At 38.6% G+C, this 25,951-nt stretch carries 22 protein-coding genes, 1 other RNA gene and 2 pseudogenes; 3 read left to right on the forward strand and 22 right to left on the reverse strand.

Annotated elements, in window-relative coordinates:
• Nucleotides 1-55: 55 nt before the first annotated feature.
• The 8 genes from cbpF to FD735_RS08155 all read right to left on the reverse strand — a co-directional run bounded on the left by cbpF (nt 56) and on the right by FD735_RS08155 (nt 7,412).
• The gene (gene cbpF / locus FD735_RS08120) at nt 56-1,084 is read right to left on the reverse strand and encodes a choline-binding protein CbpF (protein ID WP_139658927.1); all 1,029 of its coding nucleotides are present in this window, start codon (nt 1,082-1,084) and stop codon (nt 56-58) included.
• 99 nt (nt 1,085-1,183) lie between these two features.
• The gene (locus FD735_RS08125; RefSeq protein ID WP_070567257.1) at nt 1,184-1,873 is read right to left on the reverse strand and encodes a response regulator transcription factor; all 690 of its coding nucleotides are present in this window, start codon (nt 1,871-1,873) and stop codon (nt 1,184-1,186) included.
• An 11-nt stretch (nt 1,874-1,884) separates the two neighbouring features.
• The gene (gene gndA, locus FD735_RS08130) at nt 1,885-3,309 is read right to left on the reverse strand and encodes an NADP-dependent phosphogluconate dehydrogenase (protein ID WP_061587344.1); all 1,425 of its coding nucleotides are present in this window, start codon (nt 3,307-3,309) and stop codon (nt 1,885-1,887) included.
• A gap of 75 nt (nt 3,310-3,384) precedes the next feature.
• The gene (locus FD735_RS08135) at nt 3,385-4,830 is read right to left on the reverse strand and encodes a cell division site-positioning protein MapZ family protein (RefSeq protein ID WP_139658928.1); all 1,446 of its coding nucleotides are present in this window, start codon (nt 4,828-4,830) and stop codon (nt 3,385-3,387) included.
• 12 nt (nt 4,831-4,842) lie between these two features.
• Nucleotides 4,843-6,000: a class I SAM-dependent RNA methyltransferase gene (locus FD735_RS08140; protein ID WP_139658929.1), complete on the reverse strand. Its 1,158-nt coding sequence runs from the start codon at nt 5,998-6,000 to the stop codon at nt 4,843-4,845.
• An 83-nt stretch (nt 6,001-6,083) separates the two neighbouring features.
• Nucleotides 6,084-6,465, reverse strand: an RNA gene (rnpB, locus tag FD735_RS08145) — RNase P RNA component class B.
• 20 nt (nt 6,466-6,485) lie between these two features.
• A complete protein-coding gene (gene gpsB, locus FD735_RS08150; protein WP_033630347.1) occupies nt 6,486-6,815 on the reverse strand; it encodes a cell division regulator GpsB in 330 nt (109 codons plus the stop codon).
• Nucleotides 6,816-6,884: 69 nt separating this feature from the next.
• Nucleotides 6,885-7,412, reverse strand: a complete 528-nt coding sequence (locus FD735_RS08155) for a DUF1273 domain-containing protein (RefSeq protein ID WP_139658930.1) — start codon at nt 7,410-7,412, stop codon at nt 6,885-6,887.
• Nucleotides 7,413-7,478: 66 nt separating this feature from the next.
• Here FD735_RS08155 and recU point away from each other — a divergent pair, with 66 nt between their 5' ends.
• Both recU and pbp1a read left to right on the forward strand, forming a co-directional pair.
• On the forward strand, nt 7,479-8,075 hold the full coding sequence (gene recU, locus FD735_RS08160; protein WP_000248756.1) for a Holliday junction resolvase RecU: 597 nt from the start codon (nt 7,479-7,481) through the stop codon (nt 8,073-8,075).
• A complete protein-coding gene (pbp1a, locus tag FD735_RS08165) occupies nt 8,072-10,255 on the forward strand; it encodes a penicillin-binding protein PBP1A (protein WP_139658931.1) in 2,184 nt (727 codons plus the stop codon). The genes recU and pbp1a overlap by 4 nt, the downstream gene beginning before the upstream one ends.
• A 411-nt stretch (nt 10,256-10,666) precedes the next feature.
• Here the strand turns inward: pbp1a and FD735_RS09965 are convergent.
• Both FD735_RS09965 and FD735_RS08175 read right to left on the reverse strand, forming a co-directional pair.
• Nucleotides 10,667-10,822, reverse strand: a pseudogene (locus FD735_RS09965) (IS3 family transposase); the annotation flags it as partial.
• Nucleotides 10,823-11,200: 378 nt separating this feature from the next.
• The gene (locus tag FD735_RS08175; protein WP_139658932.1) at nt 11,201-13,183 is read right to left on the reverse strand and encodes a peptide ABC transporter substrate-binding protein; all 1,983 of its coding nucleotides are present in this window, start codon (nt 13,181-13,183) and stop codon (nt 11,201-11,203) included.
• A 238-nt stretch (nt 13,184-13,421) separates the two neighbouring features.
• Here FD735_RS08175 and rfbD point away from each other — a divergent pair, with 238 nt between their 5' ends.
• Nucleotides 13,422-14,252, forward strand: coding sequence for a dTDP-4-dehydrorhamnose reductase (gene rfbD, locus FD735_RS08180; RefSeq protein WP_139658933.1), 831 nt, complete (start codon nt 13,422-13,424; stop codon nt 14,250-14,252).
• On the opposite strand, the pseudogene FD735_RS08185 reads toward rfbD, so the two are convergent.
• The 12 genes and pseudogenes from FD735_RS08185 to cpsC all read right to left on the reverse strand — a co-directional run.
• Nucleotides 14,204-14,511: pseudogene (locus tag FD735_RS08185) on the reverse strand (sugar phosphate nucleotidyltransferase); the annotation flags it as partial. The gene rfbD and the pseudogene FD735_RS08185 overlap by 49 nt on opposite strands.
• Nucleotides 14,512-14,559: 48 nt before the next feature.
• On the reverse strand, nt 14,560-15,612 hold the full coding sequence (locus FD735_RS08190) for a galactofuranosyltransferase (RefSeq protein WP_139658934.1): 1,053 nt from the start codon (nt 15,610-15,612) through the stop codon (nt 14,560-14,562).
• Between the two features lie 27 nt (nt 15,613-15,639).
• Complete coding sequence (glf, locus tag FD735_RS08195; protein WP_139658935.1) at nt 15,640-16,743, reverse strand: UDP-galactopyranose mutase; 1,104 nt, start codon at nt 16,741-16,743, stop codon at nt 15,640-15,642.
• An 11-nt stretch (nt 16,744-16,754) separates the two neighbouring features.
• Nucleotides 16,755-18,167, reverse strand: coding sequence for a flippase (locus FD735_RS08200; protein WP_139658936.1), 1,413 nt, complete (start codon nt 18,165-18,167; stop codon nt 16,755-16,757).
• Nucleotides 18,168-18,321: 154 nt separating this feature from the next.
• Nucleotides 18,322-19,275 carry a glycosyltransferase family 2 protein gene (locus tag FD735_RS08205; protein ID WP_139658937.1) on the reverse strand — a complete coding sequence of 318 codons (954 nt, stop codon included), beginning with the start codon at nt 19,273-19,275 and terminating at the stop codon, nt 18,322-18,324.
• Nucleotides 19,276-19,597: 322 nt separating this feature from the next.
• A complete protein-coding gene (locus tag FD735_RS08215; RefSeq protein WP_139658938.1) occupies nt 19,598-20,695 on the reverse strand; it encodes a glycosyltransferase family 4 protein in 1,098 nt (365 codons plus the stop codon).
• Nucleotides 20,696-20,702: 7 nt separating this feature from the next.
• Nucleotides 20,703-21,539, reverse strand: a complete 837-nt coding sequence (locus FD735_RS08220) for a phosphorylcholine transferase LicD (protein WP_139658939.1) — start codon at nt 21,537-21,539, stop codon at nt 20,703-20,705.
• Nucleotides 21,540-21,624: 85 nt separating this feature from the next.
• Nucleotides 21,625-22,842, reverse strand: a complete 1,218-nt coding sequence (locus FD735_RS08225; RefSeq protein WP_139658940.1) for a polymerase — start codon at nt 22,840-22,842, stop codon at nt 21,625-21,627.
• A gap of 19 nt (nt 22,843-22,861) precedes the next feature.
• On the reverse strand, nt 22,862-23,656 hold the full coding sequence (locus tag FD735_RS08230) for a DUF4422 domain-containing protein (protein ID WP_139658941.1): 795 nt from the start codon (nt 23,654-23,656) through the stop codon (nt 22,862-22,864).
• Nucleotides 23,657-23,870: 214 nt separating this feature from the next.
• Complete coding sequence (locus FD735_RS08235) at nt 23,871-24,506, reverse strand: sugar transferase (protein ID WP_139658942.1); 636 nt, start codon at nt 24,504-24,506, stop codon at nt 23,871-23,873.
• Nucleotides 24,507-24,561: 55 nt separating this feature from the next.
• The gene (locus tag FD735_RS08240) at nt 24,562-25,245 is read right to left on the reverse strand and encodes a tyrosine-protein kinase (RefSeq protein WP_139658943.1); all 684 of its coding nucleotides are present in this window, start codon (nt 25,243-25,245) and stop codon (nt 24,562-24,564) included.
• A 9-nt stretch (nt 25,246-25,254) separates the two neighbouring features.
• Nucleotides 25,255-25,947 carry a capsular polysaccharide biosynthesis protein CpsC gene (gene cpsC / locus FD735_RS08245; protein WP_139658944.1) on the reverse strand — a complete coding sequence of 231 codons (693 nt, stop codon included), beginning with the start codon at nt 25,945-25,947 and terminating at the stop codon, nt 25,255-25,257.
• Nucleotides 25,948-25,951: the final 4 nt, after the last annotated feature.

A 25,951-nucleotide genomic window follows, 5' to 3' on the forward strand; every position in this document is an offset into this window, starting at 1 on the left:
TTTTATTATATTTTCACAAAAAAAGCGATTGTTTCCTTCACAATCGCCTCTTTCATTATTGGACCCATTCGCCATTATAGTTGACAAAATAGCCTTCTACGGTCGTATTCACTGCTAAAGCACCTGAGCTGTAAGCATAGTACCATTTGCCATTGACCTGGAACCAACCAGTCTTCATATCGCCATTACTTGTATGTAGATAATACCAAGTCGAACCTTCCTGATACCAGCCAGTCGCCATAGATCCTGATGAACGAAGGTAGTACCATTTGTTACCAAGGTATTGCCAGCCCATTTTCATATCACCATTTTCAGCATCTAAATAGTACCAAGTGGAGCCTTCCTGATACCAGCCAGTCGCCATAGATCCCGATGAGCGGAGGTAGTACCACTTATTACCTAGATATTGCCAACCAGTTTGCATAATACCAGTTTCTGGGTCTAGGTAGTACCATGGAGCCGCTTTTAGCTTCTCTTCATCATAGGTTAGAGGATAATCTTTGACCCAACCACGTGCTAGCTCCCCAACAGTCAATCTGTTGATGCGAGAATCAAAGCCACCATCCTCCTGTAAATAATACCAATGCCCTTCGTCAGAAATCCAACCAGTTTTTAAGGTGTGATAACTTCGTTGGTCTTCAAAATAATAGACTCGTTTCTCTGCTGGACTATCATATTGTTCCCCATGATGTTTGTTGGTATTTGTAGCAGTTTTTGCTTCTAACACTTGCTTGCCAACAAATTCTTGTAGTACCCCATCTTGACCAAAGTAAAACCAATCTGGTCTAAAAGCAATCTCTTGTCTTGGAGAAGGACCAATCGTAACCCCTTTGTGTGGAGCAGGTATATACTGCCAGCCGACAACCATCTCTCCAGATAAAGGATCAAAATAATAGTACTTCCCATCAATCACTCGCCAGTAGGTTTCTTTGAGGTTCCCCTTCTTGTAGTAGGTTCTACCATTTTCTTGGACAAATTGCCAGCCTTCTGAATCAGTATCATCCGCCAATACTGCACTTGTTGCTAGCAAACCAAAGAAAAAGACTGCTAATGCGATTTGCATCATTTTTTTTACTATTTTCATTAGACGTATCCTCCAAAACTGATTGTAGCAAAGACTTTATTGTATGTCAATATATAGAAATTTCTCAAAAAAAGCAGTTACACAACTGCAACTGCTTTTCTATTCTTGCATGGTGTATCCAACACCACGCACGGTTTTAATGTAGCTTTTTTGACCTTTTACATCAAGCTTGCTACGTAGATAACGGATATAAACATCCACGATATTGGTTTCTGTCGCACTTTCGTACTTCCAAACACTTTCCAACAACTGCTCACGAGTCAAGACCTTCTTGCTTCCCATGAGAGTGGCCAAAAGGTCATACTCACGGCGCGTTAGAGCAATCATCTCCTCGCCACGATAAACGGTATGATGTTCTACATCCATACGCAAATTGCGATAAGACGTTGGGACCTTCATCTGACTACAGTGTTGGTCGATAAAGTCCCGACCTCGGAAAATCGCTGAAATACGAGCCACCAGCTGATCAATAATCACTGGCTTATAGATGTAAGAAACGGCGAAGCGCTGGATTGTCTCAATCTGGTCTTGCAATTCTTCGCGATGGTCTAAGACCATGATCACTGAGGCCGGTTTTGTCCGACTCAGCTTGTCTGCAAAATCCTGGGCCGTCATATCCCCCAGACGAGCATTCAGTAAAATCAAGTCATAATCTGTCTGGAGAGCCATGGAGAGGGCTTTTTGCCCCTCCTCAACCAGATCAACACGGTATTGCTCTTTTTGGAGTTCCAGACTGAGAAAATGAGCGAGATTTCGTTCTTTCTCAAGTAATAAAATCCGTTTCCCCATGGCAGACCTACTTATTTTTCGTCATACCAAGAGTAGTGGAATGTTCCTTCTTTGTCTTTACGTTGGTAAGTGTGGGCACCAAAGTAGTCACGTTGCGCTTGGATCAAGTTAGCAGGAAGGTCAGCTGAACGGTAGCTATCAAAGTAAGTAATAGCTGCTGAGAAGGTTGGCACTGGTACACCAGCTTGAACAGCAAGAGCTACGATATCACGCACTGCTTGTTGGTACTTAGCAGTAACATCCAAGAAATACTCATCCAAGAGAAGGTTTGCAAGATCAGCATCGCGGTTGTAAGCATCTGTGATCTTTTGCAAGAAACGAGAACGGATGATACAGCCATCACGCCAGATAGATGCAATGTCCGCAAATGGCAAGTTCCAGTTATTTTCTTTAGAAGCTACACGCAATTGTGCGAAACCTTGTGCGTAAGAGATAATTTTTGAGAAGTAAAGGGCTTGACGGATCTTTTCAATCAACTCAGCCTTGTCTCCTTCAAATTTGAAAGTAGCTGGTTTTGGAAGGACCTTGCTAGCATGTACACGCTCTTCTTTGTATGTAGAGATGTAGCGAGCAAATACTGACTCCGTAATCAGTGACAATGGCACACCAAGGTCAAGAGCTGATTGGCTAGTCCATTTACCAGTTCCTTTGTTTCCTGCAGCATCCAGGATGTAGTCTACGATTGGTCCATCTTGACCTTCATCGTCTTTACGGCTCAAGATATCAGCTGTGATTTCGATTAAGTAGCTGTCCAACTCTCCCTTGTTCCACTCAGTAAAGATTTCAGCCATGTCTTCTGCAGAAAGGCCAAGCAAGTGTTGCATCAAGTCATAGCTTTCTGCGATCAATTGCATGTCACCATACTCGATACCGTTGTGGACCATCTTCACATAGTGACCAGCTCCATCAGGACCGATGTAAGTCACACATGGTTTGCCATCTTCTGGTGCTTTAGCTGAGATTTCTTCGAGAACATCCGCAACCAATTCATAGGCTTCTTTTTGTCCTCCAGGCATGATAGACGGACCTTCAAGGGCACCTTTTTCACCACCAGAAACTCCAGTTCCGATAAAGTTGATCCCTGAGTTTGCTAGTTCTTCATTACGACGGATGGTATCTTTGTAGAAAGTGTTTCCTCCATCAATCAAGATATCACCCTTGTCAAGGTGGGGAAGAAGGGCTTGGATGGTTGCGTCTGTACCAGGTCCAGCTTGAACCATCAGCATGATACGACGAGGTTTTTCGATTGAGTTTACAAAGCTTTCAACGTCATAGCTTGGCACAAAGTTCTTTTCAGGATGGCAAGCAATTACGTCTTCTGTTTTTTCTTTACTACGGTTGTAAATGGCAACTGTATAACCACGAGATTCGATATTTAGGGCAAGGTTACGACCCATTACGGCCATACCAACGACACCAAAGTTAGCTTTTGTCATGTGACACTCCTCTTGTTTAATATGTTTTATTTTATCATTTTTACCTATGAAAGGAAAGAATTTTGTAACGGAGTCCTAGTAGTCCAAGTCATCAGCGTGACCAGAACCATTCCCTACAAAGTAACCCGTCTTACAGTTGAGGGTGAAGAGATAGGTTCCATCCGGTTTATAGAGGTTGTAATAACCATTTCCGTTTACGATATTGACACGTTCTAGGATGTATTGATTTCCAGTGATATAGCCACGAGCACGTGATGTTGCTAGGACTTGTTCCAATACACCATCCGCAAAGGTCCAAGCAGGGTTGTTGCTATCGTCTACAGCTGATTGGTTGTAAGGTACACGACTAGCACTTCTTTGAAGATTAACCCCATCGCCAGACAAACCACCATTCGTGTCTCTAGCCGGTGCCGTAGTGCTTGTTGAAGGGGTCGTACTGCTTGCATTGCTTTCTGTAGCTGAGCTTGAGCTTGCTTGACTCGTGCTAGAGCTTGAACTTGAGCTGGAAGCACTGGTTTGTTGGCTCTTACCAAGACTAATGGCCTTATCCAAGAGTTTGTCTAGTTCTGTGTTCCCTGTCTTGATTTCTGTAAATTTAGCATCCGCTTTGGCTTTCGCATTGGTATCCAAGACACCGTCAGTGATTGCTGGGCTTTCAAAGAGGGCATTAACATCTTGAATGGCCTTGATTTGAGTTGCTAGGCTATCATATCTTGACTTAGCTAGTGTATAATCACGGCTACCTTCTAACTTATCTAGCAAGGTTTTCAATTGGCTCAATTTATCAAACTGGCTGTTTTTCAGAGCTGTCTTATTAGCATCTGTATAGAAAGTATCATAGAGATCATTGAAGTCTTTCAAAGCTGTTTGTGTCCCTTGATCATCCGAAGAGGCTGCTTGAGAAGACTGAATCTCTTGGTTTGAACGAGACACTTGACGATAGACATAATATGTTCCAGCAAGAACAAGAATTGCAGCGACTACTGAAGCAATGATGATGACACCTTTCTTCTTAGAGCCTGTTTCAGGTTCTGTTTGAGCCGAACGTGATAGAGGTGTATAGGTCTCCTCTTCTTGTTCCTCATTTATTTCCTTAGGCTCTGTTTCTGTTAAAACGAGAGGCTCTATTTCAGCACTTTCTTCATCTTGAAGCGGTGGAACAAACTGAGTAGTCTCTTCATTTTCTATCTCTTCAATAGATTCTTCAGCAACCACGTCTGAATCGTCTACCTGATCAGAAGGTTCACTTGATTCACGAACTTCTTGGATCATTTCCTCTAGGTTTTGAGTAGAAGCTGGCTCTTCTTTTTTAAACTGACGAGTTTCAAACTTGTCGGCTTCGATTTCTTCACGGTGCTGTTTGATGTATTTGTCTAGGATACTGTCCTCAGGCAATACTCCTGCTTCAACCTCTTCATTCTTACGAATGACTTGACCAACAGTCAAGTCTTTTGCTTCGTCAAAGTCGAATTGTGGTTCTTGATGTCCTTTTTTATGACGATCACGTCTTTTCTTACTCATGAGTTCACCTTTCTATTTTACCTCTTGGCGTTTGACACGCTGACCAAAGTATTGATACAAATCCACTTTTAAGGTCCCATTATACAGTTTTCGCTTTTTATCAGCTGGACTTCCATACTTGCTTTCAAAAGCTTCGTCACTCGTCAGGATAAATTTACTCCACGTTTTCAGTGGTGCAAAGACTTGTCCCATCTCAGCATAGAGCTTGGTAACTCCTGCATCATCAGACAAACGTTCCCCATATGGTGGATTGGAAATGATAACGCCATTAATCTTGTCAGTGCGCAAGTCCTGTACCCGCATTTGCTTAAAGGTGATATCACCTGCGACACCTGCTGCTTGAGCATTTGCCTTAGCAATTTCCACCATGCGAGCATCTATATCACAGCCCATAATGTCCAACTCAAGTTCACGATCAATTTTCTTAGCCGCCTCTGTGCGAACTTCTTGGATTAACCGATCGCTGAACCAGTTCCATTCCTCAAAAGCAAAGGAACGGCGAAGGCCAGGAGCCATCTTTCTAGCAATCATAGCCGCCTCGATACAGAAAGTTCCTGAACCACAGGTTGGATCAATCAAGGGCTTGTCTGGATACCAGTTAGATAGTTGTAAAATGGCCGCTGCCATATTTTCCTTGATAGGCGCCCCACCCTTTTCCGTACGATAACCACGTTTAAAGAGACTGGAGCCTGTCGTGTCAATCATGACAGTTGCCACATCTTTCATGATAGATACCTCAATCTTAAACTCGGGACCCGTTTCCATCAAGGGAACTCCTTCTGGGCGGGCATAGTGTTTTTGTAATTTCTTCACAACAGCCTTCTTAGAGATAGCCTGAACACTAGGCTCGTTATGAAGTTTAGACTTCACACATTTTGCCTTTGATATCGGGAAACGTGCTCCTAGCGGGAGATAATTTTCCCAATCTAGAGCAAAAACACCTTGAAAAAGCTCTTCAAAGGTCTTAGCTGGAAAACTTCCGACTACAATCTTGATGCGATCCGCTGCACGAAGCCAAAGATTGGTCTCAATGATTGCCTTCACATCTCCTTGGAAGCGGACACGCCCATTTTCAACCTGGCAATCATAACCAAGGTCCCGCACCTCACGTCCAACGACAGCCTCAAGACCCGCCGCAGCAGTTGCGATTAAATTAAATTGTTCTTTCATTTCTAGTCTTGCAAGACCTTTCTCTTATTCACTTTAAAAAATGAGGTTGAGAAAGATTTCTCAGCCCCAACCTATATGCAATTTTCTATAAGCCATGTTTTGTTCCAGAAGTGACTAGGACCACTTCCTTCGATAATCATCTGTCTACCGCTAACAGCATAAATCTGCTAGCAGTCAGAGTACTACGTTCGTTTCCGTGCACTCCATGCCCCGACCAAAATTTGGGTTGCTAGCTTGAGGGGTTTACCGCGTTCCACTCTCTCTGTTTCCAGAAAGACTCCGTCACTGTGGCACTTTCAAGCCTATTCTGACCTATCCGAAGACTTAGCCATTTCGACTGCCGTAACGATTTCTCGTCCCTAGGCTTATGGATTCGCCTAGCACAAACACTACAGGCATCACAGCCTGTGCTAGCATGGACTTTCCTCATGAATAGAGAACCTCTTCACGCGATTATCCAAAAATTGCACTCATTCCTTAGTCAATTATAAATCTTGGTTGTCTAAGATTTGCTTACCAAATACTTCTTTTTCGAGACGATTTAAGCGTTTCAAAATATCAAAGTTTGTCATTGAAGTAGAAGCTGTTACTTCAATAGAGTCTGGTTGAGTTGGCGCTACCTGTGGTTTATGAGATAATTCTTCTTTCAAATCAGCAATCTCTTGACGAAGGGATTTGACCAAAGCTGCGTAGGTTTCATAATCCTTAATCACATCGTCTAGGAATTCATCTACCTCTGCTTTGCTGTATCCACGAACTTCACGTCCGAAGTCTTGTTCAAAAATATCTTTCGCTGAAAATATAATACTTGCCATGTCTCTCTCCATTCTGGGTTACTAGTATTATTATATAAAAAAAGACAAGTAAAAATCAAGGTCAAAGGCTTACTTTTCAGAAAAATTTTCTACTATTTCATTCAAGTCCTCAAATGTTAATCTTCTTGTAACATAGTCCGCTTGATTTTTCATCATTTGGTAAAAATATCGTAACTTGGTTTCGTTTTCTTCGTCGTAAAAAAGGTAACAAGTATCTGTATTTTCCAGCAGAAATATTTGATAATCGCGTAATTGTCCCTTGTGCTCATATTGTGGATAGGCGTATTTGACAAAATCAACCTGCTTGAACTCACTCAATTTCGCTTGATTTGCTTCATTCCAATTACTGCCATGGGTTTCAAAATCAAAAATGGTCGCCAGCTGAAATCCATAGTTTGCTTTCATGTCTTTTGCCACCTGAAGCGCCCAGTACTCAAAGCCCAAGGTCCCTGTAAAGACAAGCCAGTTCACCCCATCCTCTGCTAGACGTTCCAGGTCTCTCCGAATGGCTGTTTTGATAATATCAACGCGAACATCCTTGTCATTAAAGAGACCAAGGTCGAAGGCTGAATAGCCTAAAATCAAGGCTGATGTCATTTTTAACCCTTTCTTTGTAAATTTATGATATAATAGAGTGATGTTATTGTACCAATAAGGAGAATTATGGTCAACTATCCACATAAAATTTCATCTCAAAAGAGACAAGCACCCCTGTCACAAACTAAAAATTTCGCAAATCGGGGAATGTCTTTTGAAAAGATGATCAATGCTACGAACGACTACTATTTGTCGCATGGGTTAGCTGTTATTCACAAGAAACCGACTCCCATCCAAATCGTACGTGTCGACTATCCCCAACGAAGTCGAGCCAAGATCGTTGAAGCCTACTTTAGACAAGCCTCAACTACTGACTATTCAGGGGTTTATGATGGATACTACATCGACTTTGAAGCAAAGGAAACCAGGCAAAAACATGCGATACCGATGAAGAATTTTCATCTCCATCAGATCCAGCATATGGAACAAGTCCTTGCCCAGCAAGGAATCTGCTTTGTACTCCTTCACTTTTCTTCTCAGCAAGAAACCTACTTATTGCCGGCTATTGACCTCATCCGTTTCTATCATCAAGATAAGGGACAGAAGTCAATGCCACTTGGATATATTCGAGAAAATGGATATAGGATTGAGCCGGGTGCCTTTCCTCAAATTCCCTATCTCGACATTATCAAAGAACATTTACTAGGTGGTAAAACAAGATGAACAAACAAACTTTTCTGCGAATAGCTAAGTATGTCAGCATCAGTCTCTTAACTGTATTTATCGCAGCTGTAATGCTTGGTGGAGGTCTCTTCCTCTACTATGTTAGCAAGGCTCCAGAACTTTCTGAAAGTAAACTAGTTGCTACAACGTCAAGTAAGATCTATGATAGCAATGACGAGCTTATCGCTGATCTTGGATCGGAACGTCGTGTCAATGCCCAAGCAAACGAAATACCGACCGATTTGGTCAACGCTATTGTTTCGATTGAGGACCATCGGTTCTTTAATCACCGAGGAATCGACACGATCCGTATCCTAGGTGCTACCCTACGAAACCTTCGTGGTGGTGGAGGTCTGCAAGGAGCTTCCACCTTGACACAGCAGTTGATCAAGTTAACCTATTTCTCTACGTCAACTTCTGACCAAACCCTTTCTCGTAAGGCTCAGGAAGCTTGGTTAGCCGTTCAGCTAGAACAAAAAGCGACTAAACAAGAGATCTTGACATACTACATCAACAAGGTTTACATGTCAAACGGTAATTACGGAATGCAGACAGCTGCCCAAAGTTACTATGGCAAGGATCTCAAAGATTTAAGTATTCCTCAACTGGCTCTCCTTGCCGGGATGCCTCAGGCGCCAAACCAGTATGATCCATACTCGCATCCAGAAGCTGCTCAAGAACGTCGTAATCTCGTCCTCTCTGAGATGAAGGGGCAAGGTTACATTACAGCTGAGCAATATGAAAAAGCGATTAATACTCCGATCACAGACGGACTTCAAAGTCTAAAATCGGCTAATAGTTATCCTCCATACATGGACAACTATCTCAAAGAGGTGATCGATCAAGTCGAACAAGAAACAGGCTACAACCTCTTAACGACTGGTATGGATGTCTACACCAACGTTGATCCTAAAGTTCAACAACATCTCTGGGATATCTACAATACCGACGAGTATGTCAACTATCCAGATGATGAAATGCAAGTAGCTTCAACGATTGTGGATGTGACAAACGGGAAAGTTATTGCTCAGTTAGGTTCTCGTCACCAATCAAGCAATGTTTCCTTCGGAATCAACCAAGCTGTTGAAACCAACCGTGACTGGGGTTCTACCATGAAGCCAATCACAGACTATGCTCCTGCCTTAGAGTATGACATCTACGATTCAACTGCTTCGATTGTACATGATGTTCCTTACAACTATCCTGGAACAGATACCCCTGTTTACAACTGGGATAGAAGTTATTTTGGAAATATCACCATCCAATATGCGCTCCAACAATCACGGAACGTTACAGCCGTAGAAACCTTGAATAAAGTTGGTTTAGACAGAGCCAAAACCTTCCTAAATGGACTTGGTATTGACTATCCAGATATGCACTATGCAAATGCCATTTCAAGTAATACAGCTGAATCTAACAAAAAGTATGGAGCAAGTAGCGAAAAGATGGCTGCTGCTTACGCAGCTTTTGCTAACGGTGGTATCTACCGCAAGCCGATGTATATCAACAAAATTGTCTTCAGTGATGGCAGTTCAAAAGAATTCTCTGATCCTGGTACTCGTGCCATGAAAGAGACAACAGCCTATATGATGACGGATATGATGAAAACTGTCCTAGCATATGGAACTGGTCGAGGAGCCTACCTCCCATGGTTGCCACAAGCTGGTAAAACTGGTACATCAAACTACACAGATGATGAGATTGAAAACTACGTCAAGAACACAGGTTATGTAGCTCCAGACGAAATGTTCGTTGGCTATACTCGTAAATATTCAATGGCCGTTTGGACTGGTTACTCGAACCGCCTGACTCCTATTGTTGGTGATGGCTTCTATGTTGCTGCTAAGGTTTACCGTTCGATGATGACTTATCTATCTGAAGATGATCATCCTGGCGACTGGACTATGCCAGAAGGACTCTACAGAGGTGGAGAATTCGTCTTTAAAAAAGGTGCACGTCCTGCGTGGACTACTCCTGCTCCTCAGCAAAGTCAAACACCTGAAAGCCCGACAACTGAAAGTCCGACAACTGAAAGCTCTAGCTCAACTTCAGAGACTTCTAGTACACAATCAAGTACAACAACTCCAAATTCGGGTGCGAGCGAGAACAATACTCAACAACCAAACCCAAGAACTAATGTGCAAAATCAAACACCCCAAGTACAACCACGAAGACAGTAGTTAAACCCAGTTTAAAAGTATTGCAAGCACTCTTAAGCACGGTGTTATCACTGATCTAACCATAATCTACTGTGGGGTTAAAGCCCATATCATTAATTATTACTAAAATCTTCTTCTTTGTTAAGAAAAACTAGATGATTTTTGGTTAAAATAAGATGTACAACCATTAAGAAGAATTTTAAATTTCGATGATAAAGTTATATATTCTTGTCTAGACTAAACTCTAATACAAGTCTAATCATTTACTAAAACTTGTTTTATTGTCAATTGTAGTAAAGATTGAATAACACACATCAAGAGAGAACAAATATTGTTCTCTCTTTTTGACATTCATACAAATAAAAAGGCTCTTTGTCAACTGTAGTGGGTTGAAGAAAAGCTAGATCTAGAAAGGATGAAATTCGTCCTTTCTTTTTTGACGATTCCTATTCCATAATAGTCAATTAATTTCACCATGTACCTTAGACAAGAAGCATCCTCACCAAATTTTTTTAAAAGATGTCTAAATCTTTGTTCTTGTTTTCTTAGTTCATAGATTTGAACTTTATCTTCAAAACTCAATTTCATAATAAAACACCCCAAAAGTTAGATTTTTGCTATCTAATTTTTGGGGTGCAGTTCACTAAGAGTATATTAAATAAAATATAAAATTAATCATTTACCACTTTTTCAGACGGGCGCTTCTTGCAAATTGAAAGCGACTTTTTATTACTTTTTCAAGGCATTCTAAGTTCTTTTAGTTATTTTATATGATTTCATTTACTGATAAATTTGAGGTAAATAACGTATTTAAAATTTTATGAGTGTTTTCAATATTAAAAAATTCTGTAATATCTATACTAAATAAACCTATTACAGATATCATGGAGATAAAATTAGAAAAATAATTTAGGCAAAAAGGACTTAATCATCATGTCGATGGCTAAATCCTTCACTTTTTTAAAGTTATTTCACATGGTTTGCGAGATCTTCTTGGGCCTTTTTATTTGACTCTTCTTTTTCTTTCAACCATTTTTCTTGAGCTTTTTGGTATTCTTCTATTGTCACTGCCTTATCTTGTACTTCTAGATATTTGTACAAAAGGGCTTCGCTCATACCCTTGTTACCAGAGTATGCAAATGGAAGTGTAAATGGTACCATCTTAGACAACATTGGACGACCAGTTTGAGAAGTTGTTGGAATGAGCAAGGCACTGTCTGTCAACCAAGCTTGGGCAGCAGCATATTTCTCATAACGTTTTGAAACATCAGTAGTTTCTTCACCAGCTTCCACAACCATTTTTTCGTAGTCTTCTAAACCAACTTGCTTAGCCGCAGCGTTGTTTGTCCCAGAATCAAATCCTAGATATGTTTTCGTGTTTTCTCCTACAGAAGGCTTGATAATATCAAGATAAGTAGATGGATCGATATAGTCTGGAGACCAACCCACGTTATCTGAGATATCCCAGTCTTCTCCAGCCGCAGTTTCAGCGAAGTAGGTAATGTTTTGAACATCGTCTTTTTGGAGCTGTTGGATATCGATAACCACATTATCTGATCCTAGATTTTCTTCAACTGACTGTTTAAAAGATTGAACACGTTGAACTTTTGTTGTATTTGTTTGATCTACAGGCATATCCAAGTGGATTGGGAATTTCACACCTTCCGCTTGAAGGGCTGTCTTAGCTTTAGCGAATTCTGCTTTGGCTTTGTCAGGATTGTAGAGTCCATCTTGGGCATCATCCAAGTTTACGTTACTCCACTCATCTCCATAGGTCACCAATTTTTCCTTAACTAATTCCCCAAAGTTTTTCCCATCTGCCTGTACAAATGTAGGAGGAACAAATAAGTTACGAAGCAGTTTAGTAGCCCCGCTTGCACCATTTACTTGAGAAGCGTAGGCTGTTCTGTCAAAACCAAATGCAATAGCTTGACGGAAGTCCTTATTCAAAAGTGCCTTCTTGGTTGATACTTTTTCCTCATCTGTTGTCTTAGAAGTGTACTTATAAGACTGGCGATCGATATTTGTGCCTACTAAATAAGTAGTAGAATCTTGTTGGGTATAAACGATATTGTCTTTGAATGTTTTTTCAGTCTCTGAGTAACTAGCACTTGTTGGGAAGAGGCGAGCCATTGTAAAGCTACCGTCTTTGAAAGCTTCAGTTGGCTTATTAGTATCTTGACCATCCCAGAAGGATAATTTCACTTTATCAAGATGGACATTGTCTTTGTCCCAATAGTTTGGATTCTTTTCGAACTCGACTGATGATTTGGCTACGATTGATTTGAGTAAGAATGGTCCATTATAGAGAATGCTGCTTGGGTCCGTACCTTTAGCAAAGTCATCCCCTTTAGAGTTCAAAAATTCTTCATTAACAGGAGCCAGAACACCCATTGTTGTCTTAGAATTCCAGAAACTTTCTGGCTTGTTCAATGTGTATTGAACGGTATAATCATCAAGAGCTTTGATTCCTACTTGAGAAAAATCTGTAATTTCTCCTTTGACGTAAGCATCCAATCCCTTGATAGATTCCTGAACCAGGTAAAGACCATCTGATTTCTTATCAGCAGCATACTTAAGACCAGTTACAAAGTCTTGAGCTTTAACTTCTGCATACTCCTCACCTTCAGATGTATACCATTTTGCATCCTTTCGGAGTGTATACGTGTAAGTCAATCCATCCTTAGATACAGACCAATCCTCAGCCATAGATGGTACAAAGTTACCATAGCGGTCATTTTCAAGTAAGCCATCGATAACGTTACTAGTAATATTTGCTGTAGCTGCCTTACCAGTTGTCAAATAGTTTAGGTTATCAGGATCCGTTTCGTAAATGTATGAGAATGTTTTCTCACCTTTAGCATTTGAACTTGATCCAGAGCAAGCCGCAAGAGTCGCAGCTGCCAATAACGTCACACCCGCAAGGGCAAGTAGTTTTGAACTTTTCATTGTTTTCTCCTTTAAAACTTTCACCCCATTATAGTCCCTTTTCAGAAACATGTCAATATAATTTTCAGAATTTTTGAATTACTTTGGTAAATTCTGAAAAATAAGTTTTCTATTATAAAATTATGATTCTCTAATACTATATTTTTATATCTTAAACCAGCAAAATAAGGGCCGAAAATCAGATTTTTTATCATTTTTTTTGCTATGATTAGATAGAAGAAAAGTTAAGGAGAAGACAATGATATTAATTACAGGTGCAAATGGTCAACTCGGTACCGAACTACGTTATTTACTAGATGAACGAAATGTAGACTATGTTGCAGTTGATGTGGCCGAAATGGATATCACGAATGCTGAAATGGTTGAGAAGGTATTTGCTGAAGTCAAGCCAACTCTGGTCTATCATTGTGCAGCCTACACTGCTGTTGATGCTGCAGAAGACGAGGGGAAAGAACTGGATTTTGCCATCAACGTAACTGGAACTGAAAATGTAGCCAAGGTCTCTGAGAAATACGGAGCTACTCTGGTCTATATCTCGACAGACTACGTCTTTGATGGGAAGAAACCCGCCGGACAAGAATGGGAAGTCGATGACCTACCTGATCCGCAGACAGAGTACGGACGTACCAAGCGAATGGGTGAAGAACTCGTTGAAAACCTTACGTCACAGTATTACATCATCCGCACTGCTTGGGTCTTTGGAAATTATGGAAAGAACTTTGTTTTTACCATGCAAAATCTAGCCAAAATCCATAAAACTCTCACTGTTGTCAACGACCAACACGGCCGCCCAACTTGGACACGTACCTTGACTGAGTTCATGACCTACTTGACTGAAAATCAAAAAGCATTTGGCTACTACCACTTATCAAATGACTCAACTGAAGATATCACTTGGTATGACTTTGCTGTCGAGATTCTTAAAGACAGTGATGTCGAAGTAATCCCTGTAGACTCCAGCAAGTTTCCTGCCAAGGCCAAACGTCCCCTCAACTCAACTATGAGCTTGGCAAAAGCAAAGGCAACACTATCGTCACCGATAAATTTCTCACCGATAAGAAAAGCCTGAGCAAGTCCATCGGGACTAGGTTGTTCCGCATAAGAGAGCTTGATCCCAAATTCGGAACCATACAAGAGCAAGTCCTTAAAACGGGGCAAATCCTATGGTGTTGAGATAATCAAAATGTCCTTGATTCCAGCCAACATTAGGGTTGACAAAGGATAATAAATCATGGGTTTATCATAAACCGCATCAGCTGTTTTGACGCAGCTCGAGTAAGTGGGTACAGGCGTGTTCCCGAACCACCTGCAAGAATAATACCTTTCATAATGAAGTAATCTTTCTAACGAACTGATCAATGAGTAGCTTCAAATTCTTACTTCAATTTAGAAATGGCCGATTTCAGATAATCTCCACTTCGAATCGCTACTCCTACTTGTCTGGCATTAGCCGACAGTTCCATGTAATCTTGATCTGTCAAATCGTCCAGTGCCTTTTGGAGGTCATGTAGAGAATCAATTGCTATACCACATTGCTTATCTAGCACAAAATGCGCAAGGGCAGACTCTTTCCAAACAACTAGAGGAAAGCCCGAAGCCAAATAAAGAGAAGCCTTGTGGGAGTTGTTAATACGTAGGTAATTTCCGAAAGAACCTTTGCAAGTTTCTGAACTATCACCATCCCACACCAAACCAAAACTACCTTGAAGAGCATTTGGGAGGTCATCTGGCATAAAGGAACCAAAGTAGGTGGTATTTTTCAATGCACGACTTTCATCGTACCCCATTCCATAGAGATTATAGGCTGGCTGTTCTGGCAAATTATAAAGATAGCCTGATTTTGTTGGAATTAGATTTCCGGCGATGATAATCGCTTCTTCTTTTTGGGGAACACTTTTTTCCTCAAAGTTCGGAATCAGATAGTCAAAAATCTCCAAGCTAACCATTTTATCTGATGGTATGCCTTGAATTGTCAAGGCATTTTTCATGATATCATTATGAACGATAATGCCATCCACTGATGTAAGAGCCGCCTTCTCTTGGAAGTAATTTCTCACTTTATGACGAAGTTTCACTGCTGAATTTCCTACATGACGTAAGGTTTCAATATCATGGATCACAAGATAGAATTTGACTCCTCTATTTTGCGCCTGCTTAATGAGTTGTGAGATGAAAAATGTATGGTGGATAATCGGGAACTGAATCAGCAATTCATCTCCAGATCCTAACTGATCAAACACAGACTTGATTGCCCGATATTTGTGTTGCTGAGCTTTAAAGAAATTCATCTTATACCAATTCTCAACCTTGAGTTCCAACCCCTTATAACCCTCTGAGATTAGAATAGCTTCCACGTCATTTCGTGCCTTATTTCCTGCATTCTTTTCGTATTCATTATGCAGAAATGAATCCTTCAGATAATATTTCACCTTTTCTCCCCTTTATCTGTGATGTTCTTAGATACTCCCTAGTTCTTCCTCTACCACATCCAATGCACGTTCGATTACCACATGCATATCGTAGTATTTATAATCTGCTAAACGTCCACAGAAAATAACCTTATCATTCTGCGCCGCTTCTTCTTGATATTTAGCAAAGATAGCATTATTTCTCTCATCATTGATTGGATAATAGGGTTCATCTCCACGTTTCCAATCAGCTGGGTATTCGCGAGTAATAACCGTTTTCTCCTGAGTACCATACTCAAAGTGTTTATGCTCAATAATACGAGTATAAGGAATTTCTCGTTCTGTATAGTTTACAACTGCGTTTCCTTGATAGTTATCCTCATTTAGAACTTCATGCTCAAAACGAAGACTACGGTATTCTAACTCCCCGTGTTTGTAGTCAAAGTACTGGTCAATCATCCCTGTAAATACGACCTTTTCAGCAGAAGCCTCTAATTCTCGACGATTGGCAAAAAAGTCCACTCCAAGTTCTACTTCTACTTCATTTAGCATATTTTCGATTATTACGTTGTAACCCCCAATTGGAATCCCTTGATAACGGTCATTAAAATAATTATTATCAAAGGTTAAACGAACTGGCAAGCGTTTGATGATGAATGGTGGAAGATCAGTAGCAGAACGTCCCCATTGTTTTTCTGTGTAGCCCTTGATCAACTTTTCATAGATATCTGGACCAATCAACTTGATGGCTTGTTCTTCCAAGTTCTTGGGATCAACATCTTTCATATCAGCCGTTTGCTGGGCAATCTTGTTCTTGACTTCTTGTGGTGTCTTGGTTCCCCACATAGCGTAGAAGGTATTCATATTGAAAGGAAGATTGTAAAGACTCCCCTTGTAGTTAGCCACTGGCGAGTTGATATAGTTATTAAACTCAGCGAATTGGTTAACATATTCCCATACTTTTTTATTGGAAGTATGGAAAATGTGGGCACCATACTTGTGGACATTGATGCCCTCAACATTTTCACAGTAGATATTTCCACCGATGTGATCACGCTTATCAATCACTTTAACTTTTTTACCGCGTTTTGTAGCTTCGTGTGCGAAGATTGCTCCAGACAAACCAGCACCAACGATAAGATAATCGTACATTGTTAACTCCATTATTTTTTAATTATTTGTTTTAATTCTTTTATATCTACCACTTTCAAAGATAGAATTGCAAAAAGATAAATGATTCCACCAAGCACTGCAAATACTATAACATTTATGGTTGGTGAAAAATGTATAACTGTTTTTAAACCTAGCAAGATACCATACATGATAGCTGATGCTAGAATAATTTTTGTCAAAGATCCGATAAGTGGAACTTCTTTTAGGTATCTACGGGTAAAGTATAATTGTATCGCCCATACCAACGCCTCTGTCAAAACAGAAACAATGGCTGCTCCGATATATCCAAGTTTAGGAAGGAATAGTAAGTTCAAACCTACACTGATTATTGCGGGAGCTGTTGTTGAAATCATGAATTCTTTATTTTGATTGTGAGGTATCAGTATCTGTATTCCCATGATATTGGTCCAACCGATAAAGAACATACGGAAGATCATAATGGCGATTGCATAACGTGCATCCTGAAAATCTTGACCAAGGAAAAACTGAACAAAGTCATCATTGACAATCAAGATTCCTGCCATCATCGGAAAAATGACTAAATTATAAATGAGGAAGGACATTTCATGCATCTTATTGACTGCCTTATGATCACCTGTCGCTAACAAATGCGCGACACGAGGCAACATAACGCTTCCCAAGGAAGTTACCAAGGTCAGAAGGATATTTACTAATTTTAGGGCCTGGTCATAAATCCCTACATCTTTTGTAGAAGCTAAGGCTCCAAGCATGGTACGATCCAGCGTAATGTACAAAGAAATAGCTACTTGAGGAAGGAATAATAATATGACCGGCTTTAAATGATGCCTAGCATATTCTATGCTAAAATGAGAACTACCGATAAACTCCCTAGCAGGTAACCACATACTTAGTTGCCCCAAAAGTTCAAATATGGTTAGCAAAAAAACATAGAGATATAGGTCATTTGCAGATTTGACAAAGAGGAAGATTGAAATGACTCCAACGAGTTTAACTGTGATATTTCGAACAGTAATCTTTCGAAAATCTTCTAGCCCTTGAAAGAGCCAGGAAATGTCTAAACCTTTTGAAACTAAACTCAAGCCTAGAATGTAGGCTACCGGATTTTGCATAGAGGGAAGGGTCAGACAAAGAAGAGCATATAAGGACAGAGAAAGAACTGTTGCCCCTAATTGCAGAGAGTAGATTCCCCAAAAGTTTTTTTTAATCTCATTACGATGTCCTGAAATGACCTTAGTACCATAGTTAGCAACTCCTAGCATCGCTAAGAGAATAAAGTAGGTGACAATAGAATTAAAGTATCCATACGTCCCTAAATCATCCGAAGAAAAGACCCGTGTTACGTAGGGAGTCGTAATGATTGGGAGTATAATCACTAATAACTGATAAGAAAGATTGTAGGCGTAGTTTTTTAATACTTTCATTTCAAGTCATCCAATTTAGAATTAATCAGTGAAAACAAAAAGCTTGACTGGTCATACTTATAATGGTCAATTATTCTAAAAACTTCTTTCATATTTCCTCTTTCCTACATTTTTTTGACACTTGTTGCAAATTAAATTGGATCTATGTACGAGACTATCGTAGCAACAAATACAATTTAGGGCTAAAAATAAAAATAAGGTGTTTTAGTTTTATCTTCCATGATAACTTATTATTTTTTAACAAGTCACTCATTTCGACTCTCAACAACTCTTTATCTTTTGAAAAATCTTTTAAGCCTGAGTCAGCTTTTGCACCAATTACTACAAAACCACCTAATAATTTTTTAGCTTGCAAAGCTTGCTTTAATTCTGGACTCTGAATGTACTCTCTTTTAATAACTTCCTCATTTTTTGCAACAGCTTCAAAGAACTCATATCTTTTTTCAGTAAAAGTTGAACGAACTATACTCCCTTCCCTACGATAGTAATTGTAGGTTTCAAGTGGACTGATCACGATTCTTTCAGCTAAGGCAAGATGTTCTGCTACAACATAAAAATCCTCATAGATTTTCCCGACTGGAAATGGAACGCGTTCCAATATGCTTTTTTTATAAAGCTTAGCACAGGCAGAAACCGTTGCAACTTTGTCATCCAACATTAGTTCCAGAGCCTTTTCTTTTGTAATCGGAGCCAAATCTTTATAGTCTGAGTCTTGTAATCGATAAGAAGTATAAGCATTATATTTTGAAGTAGCTTTTACCTTTGTTGAAATCAAGTCTGCTTGGTGTGTTTCCTGAATTTTCACGATTAACTCTAGAGTATATGCTTCAAGATAATCATCCGGATCTAAAAAGAAAATCCAGTCTGAGTTGGCTTTTGCCACTCCAAAGTTACGTGCATCAGATAATCCACCATTTTCTTTGTGGAAAACATGGATATTTTCATATTGCTTTGCATAATCTTCGCATAATATAGGAGAATTATCTGTGGAACCATCATTTACAAGGATTATCTCAAAGTTTTGATAGGTCTGTTTAATTAAGCTTTCTATCGCAAAATGCAGATAGTCTGCAACATTATAAACAGGAACAACGATGCTGATAAACATCTTAAACGCCCCTCTCTTTTTCTTTTTTTTCAGAGTATTTATTTAAAATCGGATTAAAAATTATTCCCAAAGCAAAGTTAGTCCTATAATTTAAGTTAGACAATCTGGCAAATTTTTTCGTAGGAACGTATTTATATGAGCTTTACTCAATCTTTCTATATAGTTCCTTTAACGACCTTTCAGAATTATTGATTATCCATGACAACCAGTACTTCAAATTTATTTTTATCATTCGGAAGCACTTGTTGAAAAGACTCCAGCCCTTTTGAAATGTACTCCTGAGTATTATAACTAGGCATTACAATTGTTAATAAACAATCCTTCATCTTATCTCATAAATCGTCTCAATTAGTTCAATCCACTGCTTGAGAATTTTTTCCTTATCGAATTTATCCATATTATCCTTGGCATGATTGGAGAAGGAACTTCGCAAGTTCGAATCTTCCATCAATTCAAGTATTCTATCACTCATTTTATCGGTATCATAACAATCAATCAGATAACCATTAACTCCATCTTCAACAATCTCATTTGGTCCTGTTGGACATCTGAAACTAACAATTGGGAGGTTGTATTGTTGAGCTTCCAGTAGAACTAAAGGTAGACCTTCATAGCGAGATGTCATGACATAAATCCCTTTATCTCCATAAATCAAATCCTGATTTTTTTCGAGTCCTTTGATGACTAACTTATCCTGTAAATCATTTTCGTTGATTAAATTTCTGATTTTGTCCACTTCATCTTGACTTCCGGAACCGTAGATTTCCCAAGTCCAGTCAGACCTTTTCGCTAACACTTTTTTCGCGACTTGAACAAGATAATCAAATCCTTTTTGATAATCAAAACGACCAACCGTCACGATTTTAGTTGAATTTTTATTATAGGAGATATCTGAAAAAGAAGCCTCTTTCCAATTATAGATGTAGCAAACTTTTTCCTCAGGAACGCCGTATTTTTTTATATAATTTTCACGATCTTCTTGCGTGAGAGTAATAATCTTATCTGCTAACTTTGTCCCAACATATCTTTGGACTTTCTGAGAAAATTCTCTATTATCCGTAATTGAATTGGTATGATCACACAAAACTACTTTAGTAGAAATTCCTATTCCTGACAAAGATAAAAATACATTAGCGGATATCCCTATCCCAAAAGCAACCTCTATCTCATTATCTATGAAATATTTTTTTAACATTTTTGAGATTTTTAGAATATTCTTAGACAAACGTACTCTATGGTCAAAAAAATTGGAGTATTTTACTTGAGAATTGATTTTAAAAAAAAGGTCCGACTGCTTTGTTGTAATTCCAATCAAATGAACTTCATACTTTTTTGTAAGTTCGTTTGCCAAAGATACAGCAACTCGTTCACCGCCACCAGAATCATCCAAAATCCATTTCACTAAAGCGATTTTTTTCATCTTTAAACTACACTTCCCCTTCATTTTCACCCAGTGATATAATCTCGTAGTGGTGAAGAGTCCTTTTATCTTCTGGCGGCAATTGCATATAATCCGCTCCGTAAATGGCTGTTAGATATTCTTTGTATTTGCAAGGGCAACAAAGTTTAAGATCTTCAAACTGTAATAGAACTGGTTCTCCAAAGTAATCACTCGGTACTATCTCTTTTAATTTGTAAGCTCCCGTATAATTTCCTGCATAAGCTTCATCAAACGAATATTTTTTTATCGTTTGTAAATATTTTTTCTGAGCCCATGTAAAGGAAATAATCTTCTCAATATTAACAGCATTCGCAAAAGCAATAATTATCTTTTCAATGAATGGCCGATTTTCTTTTTTCTGATTCACCAAACTATTGAATTGCGAGAGTTGAACCATCATCCTTGCGTACAAGTATCTCAAAGAATGAATTTTTTTCTTTAAAACATTAGAGGGCATACCATCCAACGGAAAAATGTCTATCCACAAACTCTCTACCAATTCTTCTTTACTATAATTCATGATGATTTTTGTAGAATCATCTCGGATCACAGAGAAAGCTTTTTTATAATTTAATGTATCTTCGTTTAAAAACTTGTAGTTTTCTGGCAAGACATTTGAAGCTATTTTTTTAAACTTTTCATAATCTTCCCTAGGCATGCCAATATCAATGTCATCATCCCAAGGAATAAAACCTTGATGACGTACCGCTCCTAACAAGGTCCCACCTAGAGCATAGTAGGTTAGGTTATTTTCTTCGCAAATATTAATAAACTCTTTCAAAATAGATAAAATCTTATCTTGAATGATTTTGATATCCGACATACTTTCCTCCTATATAAATCGAAATAAAACCGTCTTTCCAGTCTATGCTCTTTTATGTTCTTGTTAAATACTTCTTACCATTTCACTATACAATTTTTTCAGACGAACGTCCCCCTAGATCTTCATCGCTTTCATCAGAAAACTGATAATCCGGGTTTATTAAAACACCTACCAATATCCAAAAAATATTGTTATGAAGATACAAATTCAAATCATCAACCATAGAGTGAAAACTCATTAATATCAAAATCAGAGCAAGAATCCACTGGCGTTTCTTAATGACTTTAAGTAGTGTCAAAGATAGAACTGAGACCATTAATCCCAGGATGAGTAGACCAAATCTCTGTAAAATTTGGACGTACAAATTGTCCACATACAGATAGGTCTGATAGTTTCTAACACCTTCAACAGTCAGACCATTCCCATTCCAGTAAACTGGTCGTCCAAAAAATCCAAAACCATAGAGATTTAAAGATTTATTAGCCAAGTATATCCGACCACCTAACATATGATTCACTTTAAAAAGAAGATCATTGATAAAAGAATGACTTGAATTTAGATAGGTAACGGAGATCCAAAAACTAATAACTGCATTTACAATAAAGGTTGGTTTAAAAGCTTTAAACACATATCCTAACTTTGAAAATAGTTTCGGAAACCATTTTATTAACAAACTGCATGTCAGCAATACACAGGAACTATAAAATGTTAAACGAGAATCCGTTTGATCATATACCCAATAAACAGAAAGAGCCAACAGTAACCATTGCCAGTATTGGATTTTGTTTTGCTTTAAATAAAACACAATAGCAACTATATTCATCAGTAAAATCGAAGGAAATAGAGCATATCTAAAACCTAGGTAGGTCCGCACTCGAGGACCAGAAATTTCTACATAGTTCGTTATGATTCCTAATCTTGCGCTTATGATAACAAAAAACAACAGGCACATACTAACGACTAATGAAGTTTTCGCCACCTTCTTAAAGGGAACATCTCGTAAAGTATAAATAAATAATATACTTACAGGAAGTTCTGAACTGAGAGCTGTTATTTTCCCTACTATAAAATAAATTAAAATCGTTGCAAACAAACCAATGAGAGCTCTATAATCATATTTTCTCTTAAACGACTCTTTTATAACCAAAAGACAGAGGGAAAAAGCTATCGCTAATTTATAAACTGTTCCAGGCAGATACCGAGCATAAAAAGTTACATTTAATATCGAAACCGTTAAAAATATCCCTAAAGCAACAAGGGCCAAAAGTTCTGGTACAGATTTTATTTTTAGTACTAATTTCATTCTTATTATTCATCCCTATCTAAAAACTCTGTCCATATTTTTTTCCAAAGAATTTTGCTTGTAAAAAGGACTTCCCTTTTTGAATCAAATCAATTTTTTCCATATAAATGAACGGAATCTCTTTTACCCGCAAATCTTGTTTTGCCAACCAAACATTGAACAAGCGTTCACTGATACGACCAAATAATCTAGCGTCAAAAGCAGAATAGTCTGTAATGTCCAATCTTCTATAGAGTTCATCGATAATTGGGAACAACCATTCACAATAGGCTGCTACATTTTCTTTGGACATGATAAACATATTGAACATATAGCCACTACGTTGTTTCATGACCTGATCAAAAGCATCGATATAATCTGGTCTCAACTCGCTAACAATCTGGCGTGTCACGTCTAAATGATTGGCATCGTGAGTATGTGCATAGTGAGAGTATAGCGTTTCAATATAATATTTCCGTTTTTTAGGAACGACAACATCATATTTTGACAGCAAGTTTTTAACTTCTGACTTTGAAAGAATAATATCATCCATACTAGTTGATTCTCTATATGAGTGTCGTTTTGATGTGAAATATCTACGGTAATGTACCAACCCAAGATAATCACATTCTAAATTTTTCCAAGCCCAATATAATCCTGTTAATTCACAATAATAAGGATTAAGGTGAGAAATATGGACTCCTTGATTATCTGATTGATAACCTAAATCTTCCTTACCTTCACTACCAACTTGGATAGGGATATACAAGTCCTTATCCTCTGGCATTTGAAATCGTTTATGTGTTGCAACTATGATTCTATACGTTTTAGACATTTCTATATCCTAATTCAATTCCCTTCATCCATAACTAGCTCAACTACCTTTTAATCAAAATTGTAATCATTCTCTATTAAAAAATATCCAGCCAAAATAGATTTTCACTAAAACTATCCTGACCCAAAAAGATAAAATTGAATACCAAAGATATCCTTTTTGTATTCAATTTTATCTTTATATATTTCACTTTATGCCGACTCAGTTTGAATTCTCAATGAGCTCCTTCACGGGATAACACTCTTCTAATGGTCAAAAAGAAGATTTTGATATCTAACCGTAAAGACTGATTTCTAGGATAATATAATTCCATCTCACAACGTTCAGGATAATATACTCCACTCCTACCAGAAACTTGCCATATTCCTGTAATCCCAGGACGAACAGACAATAAAATTTCCTGTTCATCCTCGGTATATTCGTCTAGTTCATTTTCAAGAATTGGTCTTGGACCAATAAGACTCATATCACCTAGTAGTACATTTATAAACTGTGGAACCTCATCAATACTTGTTTTTCTTATAAAATCTCCAATATTTGTAAGTCGTGGATCCTCATTTGGTGGCAATTTATAGCTATTCTTTTTATACTTTTCATAAAGTTCCTTATTCGAAATCAGAATTTCTTCTGCGTTCTCGACCATCGACCTAAACTTAATGATTTTAAATTTTTTCCCTCTGAGACCTGCTCTGCACTGTGTAAAAAATATACTTCCTTTGTAACCTTTCATTTTATAGATTATAAAGATGACCAGAGAACAGGGTAAAACTATAAATACCGTTCCAAACAAGCCGATAAATACATCCATAGACCTTTTGAAGGCAATATAGATGATCTTGTTTTGTTTCACCTAAAACTCCCCCTTGTAATAATCCCCTTAGATAATTCTCCAACTACAAGATTCCCTACTTTTTCCCATAGTTTCCATATGCTCCATAGGAGCCATATTTTTCAACTGAAGTATTAAATTTATTTAGAACTACTCCTAGAAATGGTTTGCTTGTTTGTTCGAGTTGTTCTTTAGCTTTTTGGACATCACGACGATTTGTTTCACCAGCAGCAGTTACTAAAACAGAAGCGTCACACTTCTGCGTGATAATCGCTGCATCGATAACAACTCCAATCGGAGCAGTATCTACGACAATGTAGTCAAAGTACTTGCGTAAGGTGTCAATCATGGTCGCAAAATTTTCACTTTGTAACAAAGCTGTTGGGTTTGGTGATACAGAGCCCGCTTGAATGACAAACAGATTTTCAACATTGGTTTCACATAAACCTTGTGATAGGTCTGTTGTGCCTGACAAGAACTCTGTTAATCCTGTAATCTTTTCCCGTGATTTAAAGACACCTGACATGACTGAATTACGGATATCCGCATCGATCAACAGTGTCTTATAGCCTGCACGCGCGAAAGCCCAAGCAATATTGGTAGAAGTTGTTGATTTCCCTTCTCCTGGTTTGACAGACGTAATAGAAATCACTTGCAAGTTATTCCCACTCAATTGAATATTGGTACGAAGGGCATTATAGTACTCTTCTGCTTTTCTTGCCTGATCCAGTTTTTTATGTGCAATCTCTAACGTTGGCATTTTTCTCTCCTATTTCAATTTATCCAAATTTGGAACTACTCCCAATAGTGCAATTTGCAACACGTCCTCAATATCTTCTGGACGTTTCACTCGTGTATCCAAAATCTCAACAAGGAGAACTGTGACAACCATCACAACCGCTCCCGCAAGGAATCCAACCATGGTATTGCGACGAATATTTGGCGAAGATGGCGATGTTGCTGGGCGTGCTTCTTCAAGCGTTGTCACATCCGAAACCCGAGTGACGCTGATAATCTTTTGAGCCGCAACCTCTCTCAAAGAGTTGGCGATACGACTAGCTTCCTCAGGTGCACGGTCTGTAACAGAAATCGATACAATACGCGTATCCACTGGAACTGTTACCTTGATTTTACTAGCTAGACCTTTTGGAGGGAGTTCTAGTTTCAAATCAGTCGCAACCTTCTCTAAAACGTCTTGCGAGAGAATAATTTCACGATAGTCTTTTACCAAGTAAGATCCAGCTTGCAAGTCTTGGTTGGTCAAACCTGGCTTATCTCCCTGATTACGATTGACCACATAAATTCGGGTCGTACTCGTAAACTCCGGCTTCACAATAAAACTACTGTAGGCAAATGCTACTGCTCCTGTCACGAATGCTACTAAAGCAATTAACAATTTTCGTTTCCAAAGGATTTTAAGCAAGTGAAATACATCGATTTCCATCATATTTTGTTCTTTCATTTTT

The organism is Streptococcus sp. 1643 (genome assembly GCF_006228325.1).
In the GTDB taxonomy this organism is placed as follows: Bacteria; Bacillota; Bacilli; order Lactobacillales; family Streptococcaceae; genus Streptococcus.

Coding starts and splice junctions, on each gene's coding strand:
- FD735_RS08140 (WP_139658929.1), bottom strand. CDS start 6,000: ATGAAAGAACAATTTAATTTAATCGCAACTGCTGCGGCGGGTCTTGAG.
- cbpF (WP_139658927.1), bottom strand. CDS start 1,084: ATGAAAATAGTAAAAAAAATGATGCAAATCGCATTAGCAGTCTTTTTC.
- recU (WP_000248756.1), top strand. CDS start 7,479: ATGGTCAACTATCCACATAAAATTTCATCTCAAAAGAGACAAGCACCC.
- gndA (WP_061587344.1), bottom strand. CDS start 3,309: ATGACAAAAGCTAACTTTGGTGTCGTTGGTATGGCCGTAATGGGTCGT.
- FD735_RS08135 (WP_139658928.1), bottom strand. CDS start 4,830: ATGAGTAAGAAAAGACGTGATCGTCATAAAAAAGGACATCAAGAACCA.
- pbp1a (WP_139658931.1), top strand. CDS start 8,072: ATGAACAAACAAACTTTTCTGCGAATAGCTAAGTATGTCAGCATCAGT.
- FD735_RS08230 (WP_139658941.1), bottom strand. CDS start 23,656: ATGTCTAAAACGTATAGAATCATAGTTGCAACACATAAACGATTTCAA.
- FD735_RS08220 (WP_139658939.1), bottom strand. CDS start 21,539: ATGTCGGATATCAAAATCATTCAAGATAAGATTTTATCTATTTTGAAA.
- FD735_RS08215 (WP_139658938.1), bottom strand. CDS start 20,695: ATGAAAAAAATCGCTTTAGTGAAATGGATTTTGGATGATTCTGGTGGC.
- glf (WP_139658935.1), bottom strand. CDS start 16,743: ATGTACGATTATCTTATCGTTGGTGCTGGTTTGTCTGGAGCAATCTTC.
- FD735_RS08125 (WP_070567257.1), bottom strand. CDS start 1,873: ATGGGGAAACGGATTTTATTACTTGAGAAAGAACGAAATCTCGCTCAT.
- FD735_RS08155 (WP_139658930.1), bottom strand. CDS start 7,412: ATGACATCAGCCTTGATTTTAGGCTATTCAGCCTTCGACCTTGGTCTC.
- cpsC (WP_139658944.1), bottom strand. CDS start 25,947: ATGAAAGAACAAAATATGATGGAAATCGATGTATTTCACTTGCTTAAA.
- FD735_RS08175 (WP_139658932.1), bottom strand. CDS start 13,183: ATGAAAAGTTCAAAACTACTTGCCCTTGCGGGTGTGACGTTATTGGCA.
- FD735_RS08225 (WP_139658940.1), bottom strand. CDS start 22,842: ATGAAATTAGTACTAAAAATAAAATCTGTACCAGAACTTTTGGCCCTT.
- FD735_RS08200 (WP_139658936.1), bottom strand. CDS start 18,167: ATGAAAGTATTAAAAAACTACGCCTACAATCTTTCTTATCAGTTATTA.
- rfbD (WP_139658933.1), top strand. CDS start 13,422: ATGATATTAATTACAGGTGCAAATGGTCAACTCGGTACCGAACTACGT.
- FD735_RS08240 (WP_139658943.1), bottom strand. CDS start 25,245: ATGCCAACGTTAGAGATTGCACATAAAAAACTGGATCAGGCAAGAAAA.
- FD735_RS08205 (WP_139658937.1), bottom strand. CDS start 19,275: ATGTTTATCAGCATCGTTGTTCCTGTTTATAATGTTGCAGACTATCTG.
- gpsB (WP_033630347.1), bottom strand. CDS start 6,815: ATGGCAAGTATTATATTTTCAGCGAAAGATATTTTTGAACAAGACTTC.